Origin of the sequence: Devosia sp. BK, assembly GCF_032907385.1 — a bacterium.
In the GTDB taxonomy this organism is placed as follows: Bacteria; Pseudomonadota; Alphaproteobacteria; order Rhizobiales; family Devosiaceae; genus Devosia.
Genome location: NZ_JAIMBX010000001.1, coordinates 1,648,350 through 1,666,061, shown reverse-complemented (window position 1 = coordinate 1,666,061; position 17,712 = coordinate 1,648,350). Strand labels below are relative to the sequence as shown.

Here is a 17,712-nt window from a genome sequence, read left to right as displayed (position 1 = left end):
TCCGCGCGCACGCGGAGCCCCATTTCGCATTTCCAGAAATTACTGGAGATCGGATTCCTTGATGTAGCCCGAGTCGACGACCAGTTCCTTGTAATTGGTCTTGTCGACTTCATACGGGGTCAGCAGCAGCGAGGGGACAACCTTGACGCCGTTGTTGTATGTCGTGGTGTCGAGATCAGCCGGTTCCTGGCCATTGAGCACGTTGTCGACGAGGTCGGCAGTCACGCGAGCCAGTTCACGGGTGTCCTTGTAGACGGTCGAATACTGTTCGCCGGCAATGATCGCCTTGATCGAGGGGACTTCGGCGTCCTGGCCCGAAATGATCGGGTAGGGGAGGTCGGCAGAACCATAGCCGATGCCCTTGAGCGAGGAGAGAATGCCGCGAGCAACGCCGTCGTTCGGTGCGAGAACGGCGTCGACATGGCTGCCGTCCGAATAGTAGGCCGAAAGAAGGTTATCCATGCGAGCCTGTGCGGTGGCACCGTCCCAACGGAGCGTACCAACCTGATCCATGCCCTTCTGGCCCGACTTGATGACCAGGTCACCCTTGTCGACCAGGGGCTGCAGCACGCTCATGGCGCCATCGTAGAAGAAGAAGGCGTTGTTATCGTCCGGCGAACCGCCGAACAGTTCGATATTGAACGGACCCTTCTTTTCCGGATAGCCGAGACCCTTGAGGATCGAATTGGCCTGGAGCACGCCGACCTGGAAATTGTCGAAAGTGGTGTAGTAGTCGACATTTGGCGTGTCGCGGATCAGGCGGTCATAGGCGATGACCTTGATGCCGGCAGCGCCAGCCTGTTCGAGCGCAGCGCTCAGCGTCGTGCCGTCGAGCGCGGCGATGATCAGGGCCTTGGAGCCCTTGGTGATCATGTTTTCGATCTGGGCGAGCTGGTTCGGGATATCGTCACCGGCATATTGCAGGTCGACGGTGTAGCCCTTGGCTTCAAGCGCGGCCTTCAGTTCGGCGCCGTCCGAGTTCCAGCGGAGCGTCGTCTGCTCCGGCATGGCGATACCGATCGTGCCCTTGTCCTGCGCAGAGGCGGCGGTCACACCCAGCGCAAGCGCGCTGACCATGACGGTCGCTGCGAGAGACTTCAAAAAGTTCATGTCTTCACTCCCTGTTTTCAATGCTGGTGGAGGTCGCGGCCAAGCTGCTGACGAGTCGGACCCATGAGGCGCGGGGCCCTACGGGTGACGACTTGAACGATGGTGATTGGTCATCTCAACGCGGCGACGTTGCGCTCCGGCCCTCCCAAGCCAGCGAGAAGAGACTACGAGCAGAACGCCTCGTCCGCAAGAGGGCATGAGGTACGTACGTCCCGAATAGTGAACGGCGCATCTCCCTTTCCGAAGCGGAAATTTATAGTGGTATTTCAGATAGTTGCTGGTTTAGAATAACAGGACGACGACTTCACGAGTGAAGACGCTGTGCCGAGAAACAGCAGTTTTTTCTAATCATCGAAATTAATCGATATGCATCTGCGGTCCACTCCAGATGGCGTTGGCCTATTGCCGTCATCGCTAGGGCCGATCCGACTTGGGCCGCGGAATAAAAAACAGCAAAACACCGGTGTGAAGTGAGACTAAACACGGCGATGAAGCCGAGGCCATCGGTATTTCCCCAAAGTCAGCGACCTTGTTCACACCTCTATCTCGCTGCCTTGACAGGAAATTTAAATCGATATCCCATAGGTGGGATCGGTCCCATAGAGGTTCGGCAGTGGAAGGGAGGGAGAGCATGGCAACGATTGACGACGTATCGAGACGCGCCGGTGTCTCCCGTTCCACCGTGTCGCGCGTCGTCGCCGGCAATGGCTACGTTTCCGAATCCAAGCGCAAGGCCATCGAGCAGGCCATCGCCGATTTGGGCTATCGGCCCAACACCCATGCCCGCGCGCTGCGCTCCAATCGATCCAATGTCATCGGCGCCGTCGTCGTCGATATCGGAACGCCCTATTTCGCGAGCATCATTTTTGGCGTGCAGCGCGCCGTCCGTCCTTCCGGCAAGTCGCTCATGGTGTCGTCTGGCTATGCCGACGAGGATCAGGAATCTCGCGCCATCCTCGAACTCATCGATCGCTCCTGCGATGGCATCGTGCTCTATCTCGAGCATCCCATGCGCCCCGACGTCGTCGAAATTCTGCGCGCCGCGCGCATCCCCGTCGTCACCATCGGCAAGGATCATTGTCCACTCTCGCGTGGCAATGTCGTGCTCGAGAACTATCAGGGCGCCCGCGATGCGATGACGCATCTGTTGGAACAGGGTCACCGCGACATCGTCTATCTCTCTGCTAATCTTACACTCGGCGATAGCCAGGAGCGCCTGCGCGGCGTCACCGATGCGCTCGCAGCCTTCGACCTGACTTTGGACAACATTCACGTCGTCTACGGCATGTTCCTCGAGCGGTTCGGCTATGGCGCCACCAAGGCGCTGATCGAAGAGGGCAGGGCCTTCACCGCCATATTCGCGGGCGACGATGACATCGCCGCAGGCGTCTATGAGGCGCTCCGTGAATTCGGCCGCTCCGTTCCAGGCGACGTCTCCGTGATGGGGTTCGATGACGCGTTCTTCGCCAAATACCTGACGCCGCCGCTCAGCACCGTCCGCCAACAGGTAGATGCACTGGGTCAGCAAGCGGCCAACCTTTTGCTGCGCCTCATGGATGATCCGACCTCTGGCCCTCTCAGTGCCAGCGTCGAGACGAGTCTCGTCATCCGTACGAGCGTGGCGCCTGTCGAACCGATCAAGGAGGTCGCGTAACCGTCTGACTGCCCGGCAACTTGGAGGACGCCGGCTTAGAATGACAAATGTGGGATCGATCCCAGAATTTCTGCCAACGAGGAGGAGAATCAATTGGCGGTTAAAAATCTGAAGTCCATCAAAGCCCTGGCACTTCTAGGCGCAGGCGCGGCCACTTTGGCCCTTTCCATGCCAACGTTCGCTCAGGATAGGGTCGTGCTCACCCTGCACCCCATCGATAGCGATGCCCTGGTCGAAAATTTTAATCCTAACAATCCCACCGGACCGCAGCAGATGGTCCGCGACTTCGCTTATGAGCCGCTCTGGATCGACAATATCTGGAATCCGGACAAGGATTACCCCGCGCTCGCGACCTCCTACGAGATCGCCGACGATCTGATGTCGATCACCTACAAGCTGCGCGAAGGCGTCAAGTGGAGCGACGGCGAGGATTTCAACGCCGACGACGTGGTCTTTACCTTCGACTATGCCAAGGCTCATCAAGATTACCCGATGGGCATCGACGTCTATGTCGAGGATACCGATACCGGCTCCGTAGTCAGTGCCGAAAAAATCGACGACTACACCGTCAAGTTCAACCTCAAGGAACCGGATTCCCTCGCCAAGTTCGCGCTCGGCGCCATCTATACACTGCCCCAGCACATCTGGGCCGATATCGAAGACCCGAAGAACTACGCCAATACCAAGCCAGTGGGCACCGGTCCCTGGACCGAAGTCACCAATTTCTCGCGCTCGTCAGTAGAGCTCTGCCGCAACGAGACCAGCCGCTATAACGCAGAAAACGCCATCGACTGCCTGCGCTTTCTGCAGCTCAACGGCAATGAGCAGATCATCGCCGCCATGTCGGCCGGCGAAGTCGATTGGCTCGGCACGGGCCTCACCGATCCCGAGATCACCTTCACCCCGCAGAGCGAGTTCAACAATTATTGGCTCCCGCCCGGCGGCGACGTGAATCTCCAGATCAACACCACCAACGCACCCTTCAACGATCTCGAATTCCGCAAGGCCATCTCAGTCGCCATCGACCGCGACACCATCGTCGATATCTCGACCTTTGGCCTCACGACCCATACACGCTTCCCCGTCGGCACTGGCGAGACCTATGCCAATTGGTTCGATGAAGCCGCCCTCGAGCCCTATACCTGGCTGATGCAATACGATCCCGACAAGGCGATCGAACTGCTCGATGCCGCCGGCTTCGTCGATGCCGATGGTGACGGTTTCCGCGACAATCCCGATGGCACGCCGATCTCCTTAGAGATCAACATCCCCAATGGCTGGACCGACTGGATCAATACCGGGCAGACCATCTCGGAAAACCTGCAAGATGTGGGCGTCAATGCCGTCGTCCGCACCATGGATCAGGGTGCCTGGAACGACAAGGCCCGCACCGGCGATTTCGACAGTTACATCATGTGGACCAATGGCGGCCCGACGCCCTACAACACCTATAATCCCATGTTCAATCCGCGGAACATGGAAAAGGGCCGCGTCGATTATCAGGCCATGCACCAGATGCGCCTGCCAGAAGTCGAAGCCGCGCTCGACGCCTTCCGAAGCACGGCTGACCCCGCCGAGCAGATGGCGCAGATGAAGAACATCCACGTCGCCGTGGCCGAAAATCTGCCCGTCATCGGCCTCTTCGCCAATCCGACCTGGTACGAATATTCGACCCGCAATTTCGAAGGCTGGGTGACCGAGGAAAATCCCTATGTCCGTCCCGTCGTCTTCGAAGGCACACGAGAGCGCGTCATCCACGCTCTCTCACTAAAGCCCATCGCCAAGTAGCCTGCGCTCCTGCGGCCTCGCCGCAGGGACCGGACCCGACAGGCGCGGTCTCGCGAGACCCCGAAAGTCCCGTGCGAACGCTGCCCAGGCCGAGGCGGGATTCACTCCCGGTCCCGCCCGGCTCCTTCGAGGATTGGACAGATGCTTTACATCTTGCGGCGCGTCGCCTTTTACCTGGCCGCGTTCTTTGTGGCGGTGACGCTCAATTTCTTCATCCCGCGCATCATGCCGGGCGACCCTTCGGCGCGCATCATCGCCTCGTTCCAGGGTCGCCTCAATGAAGCGCAGATCGAAGCCATCCGCGCCTCCTATGGCACGACGGGCTCCATGTGGGAGCAATATCTCGGCTATTTCGGCCAGGTCATGCGCATGGATTTCGGCATCTCGACCGTCCAGTTTCCCGAGCCGACCTCGTCGCTCCTCTTCTACGGCGCCACCTGGACTCTCGTCCTCGTCGGCATTGCCATCACCTTTGCCTTCCTCATCGGCACCATGATGGGCATTCACGCCGCCTGGAATCGCAGTGGCTTCTTCGACAGCGTCTTCACGCCAATCAACGTGATGCTCAATGCCTTCACGCCCGCCGTCGTCGCGCTCCTCCTCTTTTACGCCTTCTCGCTTCAGCTCCAGTGGTTTCCCCTCGGCCGCGCCCACTCGACCGGCCTTTCGCCCAATTGGAGTTTCGAGTTCATCGGCAACGTCCTCTATCACGCGACCTTGCCGGTTCTTTCCATCCTCATCGTCAGCTTCGGCGGCTGGCACCTCGGCATGCGCAACGTGATGATCAATCTCCTCAACGAGGATTTTGTCATTCTCGCCCGCGCCAAGGGCCTGAGCGATCGCCGCGTCCGCTATCGCTACGTCGCCCGCAACGCCATCCTGCCGCAGATCACATCATTGGCTCTCTCGGTCGGCTTCCTCCTCGGCGGCGCCCTCGTCACCGAACAGGTGTTCAATTACCCCGGCCTTGGCAAGTTTACCGTCACCGCCATCGAGAGCCGCGACTATTCCTTCATCCAGGCCCAGTTGCTGCTGCTCACCATGTCGGTGCTGGTCGCCAATTTCCTCTCCGACATCGCCAACGTCGTTCTCGATCCGCGCTTGAGAAAGGGCTGACCCATGGCCGACATTACCCAAACCGCCTCCAGTTCCTTGCTCGATCGCCTCGACGACGCCGCGCTTGCCAGCGTCGCCCCCAGCCAGGTCGAACTGATGCGCGAACTCCGCATCAAGCAAAAGCCAGGCTGGACCAGCCGCCTCTCGCCCTCGGTCGCCGCCTTCGTTACCAACAAGAAGGGCATGGCTGGCGTCATCATTCTCCTCGCCATGATCCTGTTCTCGATCCTCGCGCCCATGTTCAGCGAGTACAATCCGCACCGCCGCGCCGGCAAACCCCATGTCGCGCCAGGCTATGAGCACGTCCTCGGCACCACCCGTATGGGCAAGGACGTATATACCCAGGTTGCCTATGGCGGCCGCATCAGCCTCGCCGTCGGCTTCGGTGCCGGCATCGCCGCCGCGGTCATTGGTCTCGCCATCGGCATTTCCGCCGGCTATTTCGGCGGCCGCGTCGACGACATCCTCACCTTCTTCGTCAATGTCGTGCTGGTCCTCCCCGGCCTCCCCCTCATCATCGTCATAGCCAGTCTCGTGGATAGTGCAGGGCCCCTTGTCATCGGCATTGTCCTCGCCCTCACAGGCTGGGGCTGGCCCGCCCGCACCATCCGCACGCAGACCCTCTCGCTGCGCACCCGCGAATTCGTGCTCTCCGCCGAACTCATGGGTGAGAAAAAGTGGCGGATCATCTTCAAGGAAATCTTCCCCAATATGCTGAGCTTCTTCATGGGCGGGCTCGTGCTCGGCACCATTTCGGCCATCCTGGCCGAAGCCGCCCTGAGCTTCATCGGTCTCGGCGATCCCAATGCCGTCACCTGGGGCACCATGCTCTATTGGGCCCAAAACAACATGGCGCTCCAGACCGGCGCCTGGTGGGAGATCTGGCCACCTGCCGTTGCCATCATGCTCACGGGCGCCGCGCTTGTGATGATCAATTTTGCCGTAGACGAAATCACCAATCCGCAGCTCAAGGCCTCGCGCGGCATAGGCCGCATCAAGCGGTTCCTGCGCAGCCGGGGGAGAAGCGCCGATGTCTTCTGATCGTGCTTTGCTCGAGGTGCGAAACCTCACCGTCGATTATGTCGGCGAACATTCCATCGCCCGCGCCGTCAATGGCATCGACTTCGATATCCGCGAGGGCGAGGCCTTTGGTCTCGCCGGCGAAAGCGGCTGCGGCAAATCCACCGTCGCCTTCGCCCTGGCGCGTCTAACCCGTCTCCCCGGTCTCGTCTCCGGCGGCGAAGTCCGCTTAAACGGCGAAAACGTCCTCAAATTCGATAAGGCACGGCTCAAAGCCTACCGCTGGAACGAGGTCAGCTTCGTCTTTCAATCGGCGATGAATGCGCTCAATCCCGTCATTCCCGTCGCCGAGCAGATCACCGACGTCATCGAAACCCACAATCCCGCCCTCGGCGCCGATGGCGCCCGGGCCCGCGCCGAAGAACTCTTCGAACTCGTCGGCATTCCGCCGGCCCGCCTCGACGATTTTTCCCATCAGTTCTCCGGAGGCATGCGCCAGCGCATCTGCATCGCCATTGCCTTGGCGCTCAATCCGCGCCTTATCATCATGGATGAGCCGACCACGGCGCTCGATGTCGTCGTCCAGCGCGACATCATTGAGCAGATCGTCGACCTCAAAGCCAAGCTCGGCTTTTCGGTGCTCTTCATCACCCATGATCTCGGCTTGATGATCGAATTCTGCGATCGCATCGGCATCATGTATTCGGGCGAGCTGGTCGAAGTTGCGCCATCCGAAGCCATTCTCACCAATGCGCTTCATCCCTATACCCGCGCCTTGGGCAATAGCTTCCCGCCGTTGACTGGCCCGCGTCTCCGTATGGAAGGCATTCCAGGCTCTCCACCGGATTTGCGCTCCTTGCCGCAAGGCTGCCGTTTCGCGCCGCGCTGCCCGCACGCCATGGACATTTGCCGTGTTGAAAATCCCGAACTGCGTCTCTACCCCGAGCACAGGAGCCAGGCTGCATGTCACTTGCTGAACTAGAAACGGCTAGCCCGACATCCGCTCTCGCCGAGCCCGCCATCATCGAGATGGACAATGTCGATAAAGAATTCGTCCTCGGTGGCGCCTTCCTCAACCAGACATTTTTGAAAGCGCTCTCCGGCGTCTCGCTCCGTCTCACCCGCGGCCGCGCCTTGGCGTTGGTCGGCGAATCCGGCTCCGGCAAATCCACCTGCGCCCGCATGCTTGCCCGCGTCTATGAACCCACCAACGGCTCCATTCGCTTCCACGGCGAGGACATCACCAGCTTCCACGGCGACCGCATGCAGCAATATCGCTCGCAGGTGCAGATGGTTTTCCAGGACCCCTTCGGCTCGCTCAACCCCACCCAAAGCATCGGCTACCACCTCGAACGTCCCCTGCGCCTCCATCGTCCCGATCTCAGGGGCAAGGCGGCGATCAAGGCTGAAATGCTCCACCTCCTCGAAGGCGTCGGTCTCCGTCCCGCTGCTGATTATCTGACCCGCCGTCCCCACGAACTCTCCGGCGGGCAGCGTCAGCGCGTCGCCATCGCCCGCGCGCTTTCCGTTCGCCCGCAAGTCCTCCTCGCCGACGAACCCACCTCCATGCTCGACGTCTCGGTGCGTCTCGGCATTCTCAATCTGCTCGAAGACTTGAAACGAGAGCGCAATCTCGCCGCGCTCTACATCACGCACGACATTGCCACGGCGCGTTACTTCGCCGAAGACGCCGCCGTCATGTATGCCGGGCATGTGGTGGAGCAGGGGCCCAGCACATCGATCACCGACAACCCCTCGCATCCTTACACACAGCTCCTCATCGAATCCGTGCCCAACCCGATGCGAAAGGTCACGACAGGAAACAAGCGCCGCGCTGCTGATATCCCTTTGTGGACCCGCGATAGCCGCGGCTGTCCCTTCGTGTCGCGCTGTCCGCGCGCCACTTCAATCTGCAAGGAGAACATGCCGGCGCCCGTCGCGGTCGGCCCGGGCCACATCGCACGGTGCCATCATCTCTAGTGATGTGGGTTAAGGTTCAGCCTTAACTTGCGCAACAGATGCAAAGCGCCGAGACAACTTTCTTGATCAAATAACTCTGCGCTTTGCATTCTTTCTCTCCGAATTAAACCAATTCCTCATTTGCGTGGCCCTACAACCTCTCTGATCAGAGGCAGCAACATGGCGGTTTCATCTTCCTTCGTTGATCGGGGCGCGTCCGCACAGATCGTGTGGACATCGGCCATTCTCGCCTTGTGCATGGCCGCCGTCGCCATGGTCGCAGGCTGGTGGGCCGTCCAGAGCATCGATGGCCGCTGGCTCAACGAAGAACGCACGGCGATTGAAACCGGCATCTTTCAGATCCGGACCCAGCTTGCGACAGATCAGAACACCGCAATTATCGTTGATGGCGATATCGGCTTTGACGGCAATGGATATATCGATCGGCGCCTGACGACCGTCGCCGGCCACAATCGCGCTTACATCATCGGTCCCCGCGGCCGCATTCTGCGCGCCTCCGTCGATGGTCACTTCGCGGGCCGCACGCTTCTCATGTCGGACGCCTTCGTCCTCAAGCCCATCATCGATGAGCTGCGGCTCAAATTGGCCCGCATGCAGTTCGACGATCCGAGCCTGATGCGCGGCAATGCCACTGGCCTGACCGCCCTTGAGACCGTTGGCTTCTCCAATGGCGACCAGGGTTTTATCAGTATTCGCCCTATCGATCGGCCGAGCAGCGAGCCGGGCAGTTCACTGCTTCTCGTCTCGATCAAACTGATCGATCAGGCTGTCATCAAAAAGCTCGGCACCGATCTCAAGGTCGCCAACCTCCATCGCACCACCGATCCGACATCGAGCCCTCTGATCGTCCTGCGGGATTCGAGCGGCAAGACAGTCGCCAACCTAACCTGGACGCCGTCGCGGCCAGCCCAGGCCCTGCTGCGCGAAACCGCCCCCGCGCTCATCACGCTTGCTGCTTTCTGCGCCGGCATGTTCATTGCCATTCTGCTCTGGCTCTACAAAACGACCCTGGTTCTCGAAGCCAGCCGCGCCCAAGCCACCTATCTCTCGCTCCACGACACCCTGACCGGTACCGCCAATCGCGCCCTGTTCGAGCGCCGCCTGCGAGAGGCCAAGGAATATCAGTTCCTCGCCGAGACCAAGGTGCTGCTCATCTCGGTCGACGTCGATCATTTCAAATCGATCAACGATACGCTCGGTCATGCTGCCGGCGACATCATTCTGAAAGAAGTCTCCCGCCGCTTGACTCTCGAGATGCCGGAAGACGCGACCGTCGCCCGTCTCGGCGGCGACGAATTCGCCGTGATCCATCCCGGCATCATCAGCGAGGGCCAGGCCCGCTGGATCTGCCAGCGCCTCGTCCAGTGCACCAAAAGCCCGATCGTCCTCGGCAACGAACGCATCACCATCACGCTCAGCATCGGTGCTGCGCTCGAAAAGGCCGAGGAAATGAGCGGCGAGGAAATGCTCCGCCGCGCCGACGTGGCTCTCTACGTCACCAAGCAGGATGGCCGCGACGGCTTCTCGCTCTATAACGAGGAAATGGACCGGACCCGCCGCGAACGCCGCGCCCTCGAGGTCGAGTTGCGCAACGCGCTCATCACCAATGAAGGCCTGCACCTCGCCTACCAGCCCGTCTACGACGCGAAGAGCAAGACCATCGCAGGCGCCGAGGCCTTGGTGCGTTGGGATAATCCCCGCCACGGTCGCCTTACTCCCGATGCGTTCATCGCCCTTGCCGAGGAAACCGGCATCATCGATCAGTTGGGTGAGTGGGTGCTTCGCCACGCCTGCCGTTTTGCGCTCGAGGCTGGCCTGCCGCAGGTCGCGGTCAACTTCTCGCCCATCCAGTTCCGCAATCCCAAGCTCCCCGCCACCATCCTCGCGGTCCTTGCCGAAGAAGGCCTCCCGCCGGAACGCCTCGAAGTCGAAATCACCGAAGGCACTTTGCTTCAAAATTCCGAGGAAGTGCAGGCTGCGCTCGGCGAGCTCCGCAGCGCCGGTATCAGCGTCGCCCTCGACGATTTTGGCACCGGCTATGCGTCCATCAGCTATTTGCGCAGCTATGCCGTCGATAAGCTCAAGATCGACAAGTCCTATGTTCAACGCATCGATGCCGAGCCCGCCATCGGCCACATCGTCCGTCTCATCGTCGGCACGGCGTCAGCGCTCGGCATGAAGGTCACGGCCGAAGGCGTCGAGGACACGCTCCAGAGCGACGCCATGACCGAAATGGGCTGCACCTATCTCCAGGGCTATCTCTATTCCCGCCCGCTGACGCCAGAAGCGATGACCGATCTCCTGACAACCGAGGCCGGCCAAAGCCAGCGCCCCACGCACCTCATCGCCTGACCCTCGCCAGCATAGATTTGCGCTTCCTTGCGCGATGGCATCCGCCGTCAGAAATATTTTCTAATTCGTTAAGCTCCCCAGCAAGCCCGCGCCTTCCCAATCACTACCGAGTTGATAGGGTTTATTCAGTCTCATGAGGGAGCCTTCGATGAACCGAACTGCCAGGCTTTTTGCCTATACCGCCCTAGCGGCCTCTTTGGTCCTCGGCTTTGCCGCGACCGTCCAGGCGCAGGACCGCACGTTGATCAACGTGTCCTATGACCCCACCCGCGAACTCTATCGCGATTACAACGAAGCCTTCATCAAGCACTGGCAGGAAACCAAGGGCGAGACCGTCGCCGTGCAGGTGACCCATGGCGGCTCCGGCTCCCAGGCCCGCACCGTTATCGATGGGCTCGAAGCCGACGTCGTCACCCTCGCGCTTGAAAGCGACATCAACGCCATCGCCGATGCCGGCCTGATCCCAGAAGATTGGCGCGGCACGCTCGAAAACAACAACGCGCCCTATACCTCGACCATCGTCTTCCTCGTCCGCAAGGGCAATCCGAAGAACATCAAGGACTGGGGCGATCTCGTCGGTGATGGCGTCGAAGTCATCACTCCAAACCCCAAAACCTCGGGCGGCGCCCGCTGGAATTTCCTCGCCGCCTGGGCTTGGGCCCGTCAGGCCAATGGTGGCGATGACGCCAAGGCGCAGGAATATGTGACCAACCTCTTCAAGCACGTCCCCGTGCTCGATACCGGCGCCCGTGGCGCGACGACCACTTTCGTCCAGCGCGGCATCGGCGACGTTCTCCTCGCCTGGGAAAACGAAGCCTACCTCGCCCTAGAAGAACTGGGCCCCGACGCTTTCGACATCGTGACCCCCTCGGTCTCGATCCTCGCCGAACCTCCGGTCGCGCTTGTCCCCGGCAATGCCGAGAAGAAGGGCAATACCGATCTCGCCCAAGCCTATCTTGAATATCTCTATTCCGATGAGGGCCAGGCGATCGCTGCCAAGCACTACTACCGCCCCTTCCGCCCGGAAGCGGCAGCCGCCGAAGACATCGCCCGCTTCGGCGACGTCAACCTCGTGACCATCGCCGATTTCGGCGGCTGGCGCGAAGCCCAGCCAAAATACTTCGGTGACGGCGGCGTCTTCGACCAGATCTACACTGGCCCAACCCAGTAACATTGCTCCAGCGGCCGGCCCCAAAGCCGGCCGCACCTGTTTTCAGCCCTAGAACCCTATGGAGGACGACATGGTAAACTTCTTTGGAATTTTCGATCCCGGCCGCTTCAAGCGCCGCGCAGTCGATGAGGCTCCGGCTAAGGCCAATTTCTTCGGCAGCGCCGGTCCCGAACTCGCTTGGGGCCTCGTTCCCCTTAGCCGCGCCGAAGTCGAAGCCTGCTACCTCGCCGGCAAAGCCCCAGAGCCCGGTGAAATCCCGTCGAGCAAAACGCCTGAGCCTATCCACTAGGCCATCGGCATCACACCCAAAACGAAAGGCCCCGATCGGGCGAACGATCGAGGCCTTTATACACGAGCCGGGGACAGGTTCTGTGCATTCAGCAAACGCCCGTCCCGCAGCATGGTTCCGAAAAAACTTCGCCACATCCAAACTTTTTTCTGCCGGGGTTAAATCCGCTTAATTCGCGCTCGGCCCCACGCGCGCCGGATCAAGCCGCGTCGGCCGATCGGGCAGCGCAAGAGCCGTCTGCCGCGGCGCCGTCCGCGCGATCACCCGCCCGCCCTTTATCACCGCCATCCGTGTCGCCCGCAGCCGAATGGCTTCGATCGTGTCCGTTGCCTGCAGTAGTACCATATCGGCCTTCTTGCCCACCTCGACGCCATAGCCTTCGAGATGCATGACTTTCGCCGGTCCGGTCGTTACCGCGTCGAAACACTGCCGCATCGCCTCGCGGCTCGTCATCTGCGCCACATGCAGCCCCATAGAGGCAACATCGAGCATGTCTGCCTGTCCGAGCGAATACCAGGGGTCCATCATGCAATCCTGCCCAAAGGCGCAGGTGATCCCATAGGTCAGCATTTCCGGAATCCGCGTCATTCCGCGGCGCTTGGGATAAGTGTCGTGCCGCCCCTGGATACCGATATTGATATTGGGGTTCGCCGTCGCCGAAACATCCGCCTCCGCCATCAGCGGCAGAAGCTTCGAGACATAATAATTGTCCATCGAATGCATCGAGGTCAGGTGCGAGCCATTTACCCGCCCCTGCAGCCCTAGCCGCTGTGTCTCATAGGTCAGCGTCTCGATATGGCGGCTCAGCGGATCGTCCGTCTCGTCGCAGTGCAAATCGACCAGCAGCCCGCGCTTCTCGGCAATCTCGCAGAGGGCCGTAACGCTCGCCGCGCCGTCCGCCATGGTCCGCTCGAAATGCGGAATGCCACCGACCACATCGACGCCCAGATCGAGCGCCCGGTCGAGCAATGCCACCGCGCCGGGCGAGCGATAATACCCATCCTGCGGAAACGCCACGAGCTGCAGATCGATATAGGGCGCTACCCGCTTCTTGACCTCGAGCAGCGCCTCGACGCCCAGCAGCCGATCATCGCAAATATCGACATGCGTGCGGATCGCCAGCAGCCCCTGCGCCGCCGCCAGATCGCAATAAGCCAGCGCCCGCTCGACCACAGCTTCATGCGTCAGCAGCGGCTTCAACTCGCCCCAGATCTGAATGCCCTCAAGCAGCCGCCCGCTCTCATTGAACCGCGGCTGTCCCAGCGACAGCGTCGCATCCATATGAAAATGGCAATCGACAAACGGCGGCGACACCAATTGCCCATCCGCATCGATCACCTCGCCAGCCTCACCGCCCAAATTGGCCTCGATCGCCGCGATCCGTCCATTCCTAACGCCGATATCGACACCCTTCCGCCCATCCGTCAGCGTCGCATTGGTGATCTTCAGCTCGAACATTTTTTGGTCCTTGTCGCGTGCGGAGGTTGTGCTCAAGCGCCTCCAAAAATTCTATTGTCACCCCGGCGTAGGCCGGGGCCCATCCTGAGATCTGAGGTGGATCCCGGCTCAGGGCCGGGATGACAGTCAATGGGCAGTCGCCAACTCAAGCGAGCGCCCCTAGCCCTAATGGCGCTGCCCCTTGGTCCAAGGCTGCAAGAGCGCTCGCGGATAGTCCGCCCGCCGAGCCACCAGGATCAGCGCCACGATCGAGAGCAAATACGGCATCATCAGGAACACCTGACCCGGCACCACTTGCCCAATCTGCGCCTGCAACCTGATCTGGAACGCATCGAACGCGCCAAACAGCAGAGCCCCCAACAGCGCCTTGCCCGGCTGCCAGGACGCAAACACCACGAGCGCAATGCAGATCCATCCGCGCCCATTGACCATGCCGAAGAAGAAGGCATCGAACGCCGACATGGTGAGAAATGCCCCGCCCAGCGCCATCAGCGCCGACCCGACAACCACGGCACCAACCCGCAACCCGACCACCGAAAACCCCTGCGCCTCGACCGAAGCCGGATTGTCCCCAACCGCCCGAATGGCGAGCCCCAGCGGCGTCCGATACAGCACGAGTGCTACCAGCGCGACAAACACCAGCGCCAAGAAAGTAAGAGGCGTCTGCTGAAACAGCGCCGGCCCGATAAACGGCAGGTCCGAAAGCCCAGGGATCGACACCGGCTGAAACGCAGCAATCCGCGGCGGCGAACTCACATCGGGCAGGGCAGTGCGATAGGTGAAATAGCTGACGCTCGTCGCCAAGAGCGTAATCCCGATCCCCGACACATGCTGCGACAGCCCCAAGATGACAGTCAGAAATGCATGCAGCAGCCCAAACAGTGCCCCAGCCAGCGCAGCGATCAGCACGCCGCCCCATAACCCTGCGCCGAGATAAACCGCGAGCCAGCCAGCCATGGCCCCGGCCACAAAAATCCCCTCGATCCCGAGATTGAGCACCCCGGCGCGCTCGCAGATCAGCGCCCCCAAGACGCCAAAGATCAGCGGCGTCGCGATGCGGATGGCGGCTGCCCAGAAATTGGCCGAGCCCAGAATGTCGAACAAAACGTCCATCTCAGGCCACCACGCTCTGGCGTTCCCACTTCACGCGGAACCGTAGGAAAAAGCTGCCAACCAGCACGCATAGCAGCGACAGCGCCACAACGAGATCGGCGATATAGCTCGAAATCCCCGTCGCCCGGCTCATCGAATCCGCCCCCACGAACACGGCCGCCACAAACAACGCCGCGATCACCGTTCCGATGGGTGAAAGCCTGGCGAGCATGGCGACGACAATCCCCGAATAGCCAAAACCCGGCGACAGGTCCGACGAGAGATAGCCCTTCACTCCGGCCACTTCACCGACACCCGCCAGCCCTGCCAGCCCACCCGAAATCAGCGCCACTTTCAGCATTGTAGCGTCGACCGGAATGCCGGCAAACCGCGCCGCCGCCTTGTTCTCGCCCACGGCCCGGATTTCAAAACCGAGCACGGTCTTGCGCACCATAAGCCAGAGCACCAGCGCCGCCACGAGCCCGACGATCAGCCCCCAATGCATCCGCAGCCGCGGCAAAAGCTTGGGCAGCTTGGCCTCGGCAATCAGCGGCACCGATTGCGGCCAGCCCATCGAGAGCGGATCCTTGAGCGGCCCCTCGACCAGCATTTGGATGAAGAGAATGACGACGAAGTTGAGCAGCAGCGTGATGACCACTTCATCGGCCCCAAACCGCTGCTTGATCACCGTCGGAATCACCATCATCAGCCCACCGGCCAAAAATCCGGCGATCATCACCGTCGGGATCATCAGGGCAGGGGGCAATTGCAGGAGCCCGCTGCCGACGCACACTGCCGCCAGCGCACCGATATAAAGCTGCCCTTCGGCCCCGATATTCCAGAGCTTGGCGCGAAACGCGACGGCACAGGCGAGTCCCGTCAGGATCAGCGGCGTCGCCCGGTTCAGTGTTTCGCTGAACGCGAACATCGAGCCGAACGCCCCCTGGATCATTAGGACATAGGCCGTCAGCGGCGACCCGCCGGCAAACAGCACCGGAATGGCGACCAGCAGCAGTGCCACGAGGCCCGCCGCCAGCGACACCCCCATCTTGAGCCCCAGCCCGGCATCCTCGCGCGGTTCAAGCCGAATAGTCATGACGCCATCTCCGCCCGCGCGTGGCTCTGCCCCGCCATCATCAACCCGATCGTGCCGCGATCGAGCCCTTCGCTCGGCCCCGCATCGTGCAGCTCGCCCGCATGCACCACGACGAACCGGTCGGCGAGCGCAAAAAGCTCGTCCAGATCTTCCGAAATCACCAGCACCGCCGCACCACGATCCCGCGCCGCGAGAATGCGCCGATGCACCTCCGCCTGCGCGCCGACATCGAGCCCGCGTGTCGGCTGGTTGGCCAGGATCACCCGCGGCCCGCGTTCAAGCACGCGCGCGAGGATCAGCTTCTGCACATTGCCGCCCGAGAGCAGCCGCGCTTCCGCGTCTGGTCCCTGGCAGCGCACATCATAGCCCGCAATCGCCGCCGTCGCCCGCTCCCGCATCGCTTTTCGGTCCAAAAATCCCATTTTGGAAAAAGCAGCGCTGCGCACCTCTTCGATGGCGATATTGTCGGCAACGCTCATCGTGCCCACCACGCCATCATGCTGCCGATCCTCCGGCATGCGCGCCACCCCATTGGCCACTAGCGCGCGCGGATCGGCTCGCGTCACCGTCTCACCATAGAGGCGCATCGTCCCGCTCGTTGGCACCGCCAGCCCCGAAATCAGCGCCGCAATCCCCGATTGCCCATTGCCCGAAACGCCCGCAAGTCCAACGACCTCACCCGCGCGTAATTTGAGATCGACCCCGCTCAGCGATCGGCCACCGGCCCCATGCAGCGAGACATTTTCGAGCGCAAACAAAACCTCGCCTGGGCTCGCCGGCGTCCGCACCACCGCCGCCACGGCCTTGCCCACCATCAGATCGGCAATCGCCCGCCGATCGGCATTGGCCGTCACCAGCTCACCCGCCTTCTTGCCGCCGCGCAGCACCAGAATGCGATGCGACACAGCCAAGACCTCGCCCAGCTTATGCGAGATGAAAATCACCCCGAGCCCATTGGCCGCCAGCCGCCTTAAGACGACAAACAGCCCATCGGCCTCCTGAGGCGTCAGCACGGCCGTCGGTTCGTCGAGAATGAGCACTTTCGCATCGCGATAAAGCGCCTTCAAAATCTCGATCCGCTGCTTCTCGCCCACCGTCAGATCGGCCACGCGCCGATCGAGATCGACATCAAGCCCACTCTCGGCAATGATTTTTTGCACTTTTGCCCGCGCCGCACCTTCGCGCCCGAACGACAAAAGCGGCTCGGTACCAAGCCGGATATTGGCCAGCCCCGAGAGGTTTTCCGCCAGCGTAAAATGCTGGTGCACCATGCCGATCCCGGCCTTCAGCGCCGCGCCGGGCGAACCCGGGGGCAGGGCGGTCAGCCCACCCTCGCTCAAAACCCGCACATCCCCCTCGTCCTGCACATAGTGCCCGAAAAGGATATTCATCAGCGTCGTCTTGCCCGCCCCATTCTCCCCGAGCAGCGCCAGGATTTCTCCGCGATGCAGATCGAGCGAGATCCCATCATTCGCGGTCAAGGCGCCAAAGCGCTTGGTGATATTTTGCAGCGACAGGAGCACAGGGGCATCAGTCATAGTCGGGGTGCTCCGCATTGGCGTCCAGATAAGCCTGAGGCGAGCCCA

Annotated in this window: 14 protein-coding genes; 9 read left to right on the top strand and 5 right to left on the bottom strand. The window is 61.3% G+C overall.

Translation table 11 applies throughout. The annotated features are described in order from the left end of the window. Nucleotides 1–39 precede the first annotated feature (39 nt). Nucleotides 40–1,110 carry a multiple monosaccharide ABC transporter substrate-binding protein gene (gene chvE / locus DevBK_RS08200; RefSeq protein WP_061907106.1) on the bottom strand — a complete coding sequence of 357 codons (1,071 nt, stop codon included), beginning with the start codon at nucleotides 1,108–1,110 and terminating at the stop codon, nucleotides 40–42. A gap of 631 nt (nucleotides 1,111–1,741) precedes the next feature. On the opposite strand from chvE, the gene DevBK_RS08195 reads away from it, so the two are divergent. From DevBK_RS08195 to DevBK_RS08155, 9 genes are all read left to right on the top strand, one after another. Further along, nucleotides 1,742–2,764 (top strand): LacI family DNA-binding transcriptional regulator, encoded by a 1,023-nt coding sequence (locus DevBK_RS08195; protein WP_317185090.1) that lies wholly within the window; start codon nucleotides 1,742–1,744, stop codon nucleotides 2,762–2,764. A 195-nt stretch (nucleotides 2,765–2,959) separates the two neighbouring features. Continuing rightward, nucleotides 2,960–4,552: an ABC transporter substrate-binding protein gene (locus DevBK_RS08190; protein WP_317185089.1), complete on the top strand. Its 1,593-nt coding sequence runs from the start codon at nucleotides 2,960–2,962 to the stop codon at nucleotides 4,550–4,552. Between the two features lie 141 nt (nucleotides 4,553–4,693). After that, nucleotides 4,694–5,668, top strand: coding sequence for an ABC transporter permease (locus DevBK_RS08185; RefSeq protein ID WP_317185088.1), 975 nt, complete (start codon nucleotides 4,694–4,696; stop codon nucleotides 5,666–5,668). A gap of 3 nt (nucleotides 5,669–5,671) precedes the next feature. Continuing rightward, the gene (locus tag DevBK_RS08180; protein WP_244484051.1) at nucleotides 5,672–6,709 is read left to right on the top strand and encodes an ABC transporter permease; all 1,038 of its coding nucleotides are present in this window, start codon (nucleotides 5,672–5,674) and stop codon (nucleotides 6,707–6,709) included. Next, nucleotides 6,699–7,670 (top strand): ABC transporter ATP-binding protein, encoded by a 972-nt coding sequence (locus DevBK_RS08175; protein WP_317185087.1) that lies wholly within the window; start codon nucleotides 6,699–6,701, stop codon nucleotides 7,668–7,670. The genes DevBK_RS08180 and DevBK_RS08175 overlap by 11 nt, the downstream gene beginning before the upstream one ends. After that, nucleotides 7,652–8,668 (top strand): ABC transporter ATP-binding protein, encoded by a 1,017-nt coding sequence (locus DevBK_RS08170; protein WP_317185086.1) that lies wholly within the window; start codon nucleotides 7,652–7,654, stop codon nucleotides 8,666–8,668. Before DevBK_RS08175 ends, DevBK_RS08170 begins: the two co-directional genes overlap by 19 nt. A 159-nt stretch (nucleotides 8,669–8,827) precedes the next feature. Further along, complete coding sequence (locus DevBK_RS08165) at nucleotides 8,828–11,020, top strand: bifunctional diguanylate cyclase/phosphodiesterase (protein ID WP_317185085.1); 2,193 nt, start codon at nucleotides 8,828–8,830, stop codon at nucleotides 11,018–11,020. Between the two features lie 148 nt (nucleotides 11,021–11,168). Next, the gene (locus DevBK_RS08160) at nucleotides 11,169–12,191 is read left to right on the top strand and encodes a sulfate ABC transporter substrate-binding protein (RefSeq protein WP_062631034.1); all 1,023 of its coding nucleotides are present in this window, start codon (nucleotides 11,169–11,171) and stop codon (nucleotides 12,189–12,191) included. Nucleotides 12,192–12,261: 70 nt separating this feature from the next. Continuing rightward, complete coding sequence (locus DevBK_RS08155) at nucleotides 12,262–12,480, top strand: hypothetical protein (protein WP_317185084.1); 219 nt, start codon at nucleotides 12,262–12,264, stop codon at nucleotides 12,478–12,480. Nucleotides 12,481–12,648: 168 nt separating this feature from the next. Here DevBK_RS08155 and DevBK_RS08150 read toward each other — a convergent pair whose 3' ends face one another. The 4 genes from DevBK_RS08150 to DevBK_RS08135 form a co-directional block, all read right to left on the bottom strand. Beyond that, nucleotides 12,649–13,938: an amidohydrolase family protein gene (locus tag DevBK_RS08150; RefSeq protein ID WP_317185083.1), complete on the bottom strand. Its 1,290-nt coding sequence runs from the start codon at nucleotides 13,936–13,938 to the stop codon at nucleotides 12,649–12,651. Between the two features lie 165 nt (nucleotides 13,939–14,103). Further along, nucleotides 14,104–15,051 carry an ABC transporter permease gene (locus tag DevBK_RS08145; RefSeq protein WP_317185082.1) on the bottom strand — a complete coding sequence of 316 codons (948 nt, stop codon included), beginning with the start codon at nucleotides 15,049–15,051 and terminating at the stop codon, nucleotides 14,104–14,106. Between the two features lies 1 nt (nucleotide 15,052). After that, nucleotides 15,053–16,126: an ABC transporter permease gene (locus DevBK_RS08140; RefSeq protein ID WP_317185081.1), complete on the bottom strand. Its 1,074-nt coding sequence runs from the start codon at nucleotides 16,124–16,126 to the stop codon at nucleotides 15,053–15,055. Continuing rightward, entirely contained in the window at nucleotides 16,123–17,664 is a 1,542-nt protein-coding gene (locus tag DevBK_RS08135; RefSeq protein ID WP_317185080.1) for an ABC transporter ATP-binding protein, read from the bottom strand. Before DevBK_RS08135 ends, DevBK_RS08140 begins: the two co-directional genes overlap by 4 nt. Nucleotides 17,665–17,712 lie beyond the last annotated feature (48 nt).

Excerpts from the sequence above, each read along its gene's own strand:
- DevBK_RS08140 (WP_317185081.1), bottom strand. The coding sequence starts at position 16,126 with ATGACTATTCGGCTTGAACCGCGCGAGGATGCCGGGCTGGGGCTCAAG.
- DevBK_RS08185 (WP_317185088.1), top strand. The coding sequence starts at position 4,694 with ATGCTTTACATCTTGCGGCGCGTCGCCTTTTACCTGGCCGCGTTCTTT.
- DevBK_RS08160 (WP_062631034.1), top strand. The coding sequence starts at position 11,169 with ATGAACCGAACTGCCAGGCTTTTTGCCTATACCGCCCTAGCGGCCTCT.
- DevBK_RS08175 (WP_317185087.1), top strand. The coding sequence starts at position 6,699 with ATGTCTTCTGATCGTGCTTTGCTCGAGGTGCGAAACCTCACCGTCGAT.
- DevBK_RS08145 (WP_317185082.1), bottom strand. The coding sequence starts at position 15,051 with ATGGACGTTTTGTTCGACATTCTGGGCTCGGCCAATTTCTGGGCAGCC.
- DevBK_RS08170 (WP_317185086.1), top strand. The coding sequence starts at position 7,652 with ATGTCACTTGCTGAACTAGAAACGGCTAGCCCGACATCCGCTCTCGCC.
- DevBK_RS08195 (WP_317185090.1), top strand. The coding sequence starts at position 1,742 with ATGGCAACGATTGACGACGTATCGAGACGCGCCGGTGTCTCCCGTTCC.
- DevBK_RS08135 (WP_317185080.1), bottom strand. The coding sequence starts at position 17,664 with ATGACTGATGCCCCTGTGCTCCTGTCGCTGCAAAATATCACCAAGCGC.
- DevBK_RS08150 (WP_317185083.1), bottom strand. The coding sequence starts at position 13,938 with ATGTTCGAGCTGAAGATCACCAATGCGACGCTGACGGATGGGCGGAAG.
- DevBK_RS08180 (WP_244484051.1), top strand. The coding sequence starts at position 5,672 with ATGGCCGACATTACCCAAACCGCCTCCAGTTCCTTGCTCGATCGCCTC.
- DevBK_RS08165 (WP_317185085.1), top strand. The coding sequence starts at position 8,828 with ATGGCGGTTTCATCTTCCTTCGTTGATCGGGGCGCGTCCGCACAGATC.
- chvE (WP_061907106.1), bottom strand. The coding sequence starts at position 1,110 with ATGAACTTTTTGAAGTCTCTCGCAGCGACCGTCATGGTCAGCGCGCTT.
- DevBK_RS08155 (WP_317185084.1), top strand. The coding sequence starts at position 12,262 with ATGGTAAACTTCTTTGGAATTTTCGATCCCGGCCGCTTCAAGCGCCGC.